Annotated in this window: 6 protein-coding genes and 2 pseudogenes; 6 read left to right on the plus strand and 2 right to left on the minus strand. The window is 68.3% G+C overall.

Going from position 1 to position 4,124, the window contains the following annotated elements; genetic code table 11:
- Positions 1-943: pseudogene (locus U9980_RS17890) on the plus strand (hypothetical protein); the annotation flags it as partial.
- On the opposite strand, the gene U9980_RS17895 reads toward U9980_RS17890, so the two are convergent.
- Positions 931-1,269, minus strand: coding sequence for a hypothetical protein (locus U9980_RS17895; RefSeq protein WP_322768966.1), 339 nt, complete (start codon positions 1,267-1,269; stop codon positions 931-933). The pseudogene U9980_RS17890 and the gene U9980_RS17895 sit on opposite strands and share 13 nt — an antisense overlap.
- 368 nt (positions 1,270-1,637) lie before the next feature.
- On the opposite strand from U9980_RS17895, the gene U9980_RS17900 reads away from it, so the two are divergent.
- The 5 genes from U9980_RS17900 to U9980_RS17920 all read left to right on the plus strand — a co-directional run bounded on the left by U9980_RS17900 (position 1,638) and on the right by U9980_RS17920 (position 3,796).
- Entirely contained in the window at positions 1,638-1,943 is a 306-nt protein-coding gene (locus tag U9980_RS17900) for a hypothetical protein (RefSeq protein ID WP_322768967.1), read from the plus strand.
- A gap of 147 nt (positions 1,944-2,090) precedes the next feature.
- Positions 2,091-2,330, plus strand: a complete 240-nt coding sequence (locus U9980_RS17905) for a DUF397 domain-containing protein (protein WP_322768968.1) — start codon at positions 2,091-2,093, stop codon at positions 2,328-2,330.
- A 241-nt stretch (positions 2,331-2,571) separates the two neighbouring features.
- Entirely contained in the window at positions 2,572-3,177 is a 606-nt protein-coding gene (locus tag U9980_RS17910; RefSeq protein WP_322768969.1) for a hypothetical protein, read from the plus strand.
- A 96-nt stretch (positions 3,178-3,273) separates the two neighbouring features.
- Entirely contained in the window at positions 3,274-3,507 is a 234-nt protein-coding gene (locus U9980_RS17915) for a hypothetical protein (protein ID WP_322768970.1), read from the plus strand.
- Positions 3,494-3,796 (plus strand): type II toxin-antitoxin system PemK/MazF family toxin, encoded by a 303-nt coding sequence (locus U9980_RS17920; protein ID WP_322768971.1) that lies wholly within the window; start codon positions 3,494-3,496, stop codon positions 3,794-3,796. Before U9980_RS17915 ends, U9980_RS17920 begins: the two co-directional genes overlap by 14 nt.
- A gap of 6 nt (positions 3,797-3,802) precedes the next feature.
- Here the strand turns inward: U9980_RS17920 and U9980_RS17925 are convergent.
- Positions 3,803-4,124 (minus strand): annotated as a pseudogene (locus U9980_RS17925) (XRE family transcriptional regulator); the annotation flags it as partial.

Raw genomic sequence — 4,124 nt, forward strand, 5'->3', positions numbered from 1 at the left:
GATCACGATCGTCGTGGACGAGGGGAAGAGCATCACCGGGGATGCCGCGTCGCGGGCCCGTCAAGAACTCGGCCAGGTCCTCCTCTCGATCCAGGAGGAATGCCGCGCAGAGGGTGTCAACATCGTCCAGTCGAATCTGCGTGCGATCGGGAATGCCCTGGGCGGCATCGACGCCCGCGTCCAATCCGCGCTGCAGATCATGATGAAAACCCAGGAACGGGAAGAGATCGGAAAGCTCTTCGACGACGCCAAAGGGTTGAGCCCGGAGGACACGCCCTACCCGGGTAACGGGCTGGTCAGTCAGGACGGCGCGAAGCCCCGGCCGTTCCAGTCGTACCGACTGACACCTCAGATGATCCGCCGCACGGCGGTCGCAGTGGCCGGGCGGCGGCCCGCGCTGGACGAGCCGTCCGCGATCATCGCCGGCGAGGCGTACGCCCACCGATGGACACGGGAGCGCGTCGCCTGGCTTCTGGAGGCGAGTCCCGCGGCCGCGACCGTCCCCGTCGGAGCATCCGGCAGCGGCAATCCCCCGGTTCCAGCAGGCGGGGACGACGCGGACATGGGCGCGGCGGTCGAGCGCATGGACGCGACTGCCGCCCGGCTGCGCGCCGAACGCCTGGACGCCGAGCAGGGTCCGGCCGGCGACCACGACCAGGCCTCGGTCGACGAGGAGTTCGCGGCACTCGTCGCCCAATTCGACGACGGGGAGCCGACGCCGCCGACCGCCCGCGTGCGCGCCGGCGAGCTCCTGCACGAGGCCGGATCGGATGGGATCGGGCCCGAGGCGCTCGCGGAGCGGTTGCGCGCGGAGGGTTACACCACAACCCGGCAGACCGCGGCCGCGTGGCTGGCTGAGGACGTACGCGACGGCCGTGCCCGTCGCCTCCGCCGCGGCATCTACGCCCACGTGGATCTATCCGACGGCGGTCACTCCGGGTAATCGTCGTCCGTCGTCCGTCGCCATGACGGACGACGTGGAGCTGGCGGGTGGGCGCTGTGACGTGCCCACTTGGCTGTCGCGGTCCGTCGCGCGACGGACGACGCCCGACGGACGACGTATGCGGACAGTGCCCACAGTCGCGGTCGCGGGCAGCAGCGCGGGCTCGTGTCGTCGGCCCCGAGGTGGCCGTGCACGCCTGCCAGGACGCTGCGTAAGGCGTGCAGATCGTCGGGTGGCAGCGAGCCTGCCCGCATGACCAGCGTGAGCTCGCATTCGTCGCGCTGGACCACCGCAGCCGTGCGGACTGGTCCGATCTCTATCAACACAACAACATCCCCCCGCTACCCCCTATACATCTGCGCGTAGGGGACATGTGCCTACACGGTGGGCGGGGAGCGGGCGAGTCAATGCGGCAATCGTCGTCCGACGATTGTTTCAATCTAGATAAAGAATTCGCCCAAATACATAATTGTCGCGATAACAGCAACCTATGGTGCGATTGGTCCTGCCTATCGCACCATCCGCGATTCCGATCGCACGATCTTCGGACTGAATCGAAAAACTGCGGGGGGGGGTAATTACACACCCCCCGTGGCAGATGAAACATCCCCCACTGCACAACGCGACCCGATCATGATCGTATGGATCTCGCCGGACAGGCCGGCCGAACAGGAACGCAGAGGAGGGCGAGTCCGTGCCCGCTCCCCTTTGCGGACCTGCGCCGGGCGCCCGGCGACCCAGCCGATCCCTCACGGTGACCGCGTGCACGCCAGGGAGGAGCGCCCCACTCCCGGAGACCACACCGGGCTCCGACGTCGAAGCCCCGCCGCTGCTGTACGCGGTGGTGCACCTCGACACCTCGGCGCGCACGCCCGCAGAGGTCACCTGCTGGTTCGGCACGGCGCAGGCCGCGGACTGGTGGGCTCGCACCGCCAGCCTGGGCGACTACCAGGTCGTCCCATGCCGGATCGCGGGCCCACCGTTCCCCACGCCCGGCTGATGTGGGGGTGACGGGGGCGGCCCACCCACACCCCGCCTCCGTCACCCCCACGGAACCCCACAGACGGCGCCGGCCGGTGGGCCGCCCGCACCCGCACGGGGGCGGGTGCGAAGCTACCGAGCCGGTGCCCCACCCGAAAGGACCGCCATGCCCGAGGGCCGCAACCACATCAAGCCCGACCTGACCACCTTCGATCTCGACACCCTGCCCTGGAGCACCTCCAGCTACAGCAACGGCGCTGGCGGGATGTGTGTCGAGGTGGCCAAGGTCTCGACAGGTGTCCTGGTCCGTGACTCGAACAACCGTGCGGGCGTCGTGATGCCGTTCTCGAAGGAGGAGTGGCGGGCGTTCCTCGACGGCGCCAAGGACGGCGAGTTCGACATCTGACCCACCAGACTCCGGGCCCCTGCCGCACCCTTCTCCACCGCGGCAGGGGCCCGGCGCATGTAAGGAGAGCGGAGCCGCCGCCCGGGTCGGGATGGGACACCCGGCCGCCGGTGTAGGGGTCCTGATGGTGAGGGCCGGTCGGGCTCGCAGATAACGGCACATCATGATGATGCGTTGCGTGTCCGGTGTGTGGCAATACGGCAGGATGCCCAGGTCACTGCCACCATCCAGGGGGGACCTCATGGCAGACGGTCAGCAGTACGGCCCACCTTCGGGCTACGGCCCGCCAGCGCCGCCGCAAAAGAAGAGCGGCCTGGGCAAGAAAATCCTGATCGGGTTCGGCGTATTCATCGCCTTGATCATCGTCGTTACGGTCGCCAACGGCGGCAGCAAGAGCACTACGTCGACGAGCGCGACGTCGAGCCTGGCGGAGCAGGCCACGCCGACGAGCGCCGCAACCCGGTCGAACCAGGCGCCGCCGGCGGGTACGGCCACACAGCCGAGCCAGACCGAACAGACGTCGCAGGCCGAACCTGCGACCGACGACCGACTGTTCGAACATCCCGAGGATGTACAGGTGACCGGCTGCGCGAGGGACTCGACTCTGGGATGGCCGAAGGCCACGCTCACCATCACCAATAAGTCCGGCAAGGCGAGTTCTTACTCCGTGACCGTCTCGTTCCAGTCGGCGGACGGGTCCACCCAGTACGGAGAGGGTGTCGCATTCGTCAGCTCACTGGCGCCCGGCCAGAAGACCGTGCAGGCGGCGCAGGGTACGGACGACATCCCTGCCCGCTCGAAGATCGTTTGCAAGGTCACCAGCGCGAAACGCACCGAAGCGCTCTGATCAAGAGCGATGCCGGCGTGATCCGGATCGGATCACGCCGGCCGCTGTTCGTTCGTGGCTTCCGGCCATGCGATGAACCGTCTTATGCTGTGTGACATGCCGAATCTCAACGTGTCTGTACGGGCCGCGACGCTGGAGGAGGCTCGCACCCAGGCCGCTGCCGCCGGGCTCACCTTGTCGGCCTGGGTGGACAAGACCCTGACAGAGGCAATCTGGACCGCCCGGTTCGCTCGGCAGCAGGTGCGCAACGCCGCTCTCGGCGTGACTCCGGAGTATCTGGACAGCGAGTTCGCCTGCCTGGAGGAACTGCGCCAGCGTGCAGCAGGGTGAGGTCTGGGCGCGCGCCGACGTGCCGACCTACGTACTGATCGTCTCGGCTGACATGTACAACGGCGCCGGCACCGGGCGAGTCATCACCTGCCCGGTCATCCCGGGCGATCCCCTGCCTCATGACGATTACGCCGCCGATGTGGGGATCACCGATCCAATCCCCGCCACGGTGTTACCCGAACTGATCGCATGGATCCCGACCGCTGGCCTGTCCCACAGGCTCGGGCCCATCCCGCCAGAGGCGCGGCAACGCGTAGACCAGATTCTCCGCCGCGTCCTCGGCCACTGACTGCTGTCACATCGATGCCGGTGCCAACGCCTTCCGGCTGGAAACCAGGACCTCGCCGAGGTCTTGAACGGCGGGGAGCTCGGGCCAGCGCCGGTCCATCTCGCGCTGGAACTGACCCGCTGTTTGGATCACGGTACGGCTCGGCTGTCCTTCGAGGGCCTCGAGCGCCTGCCTGACGGCTATCGCGGCCTGCTCGGGTACGGGCTGCCGCCGGCGTAGGAGCGCCCGGCACAGGGCGTTGTAGGTGCCGCCGATCTGTACGTACTGGCCGGGTTTCGCGCCGAGCAGGTCAAGAGATCGACGGGCGTGGGTCTCGGCGCGCTCGCCC

Origin of the sequence: Protofrankia sp. Cr1 (assembly GCF_963555865.1) — a bacterium.
GTDB lineage: Bacteria > Actinomycetota > Actinomycetes > Frankiales > Frankiaceae > Protofrankia.

Coding starts and splice junctions, on each gene's coding strand:
- U9980_RS17905 (WP_322768968.1), top strand. CDS start 2,091: ATGCCCGAGGGCCGCAACCACATCAAGCCCGACCTGACCACCTTCGAT.
- U9980_RS17910 (WP_322768969.1), top strand. CDS start 2,572: ATGGCAGACGGTCAGCAGTACGGCCCACCTTCGGGCTACGGCCCGCCA.
- U9980_RS17915 (WP_322768970.1), top strand. CDS start 3,274: ATGCCGAATCTCAACGTGTCTGTACGGGCCGCGACGCTGGAGGAGGCT.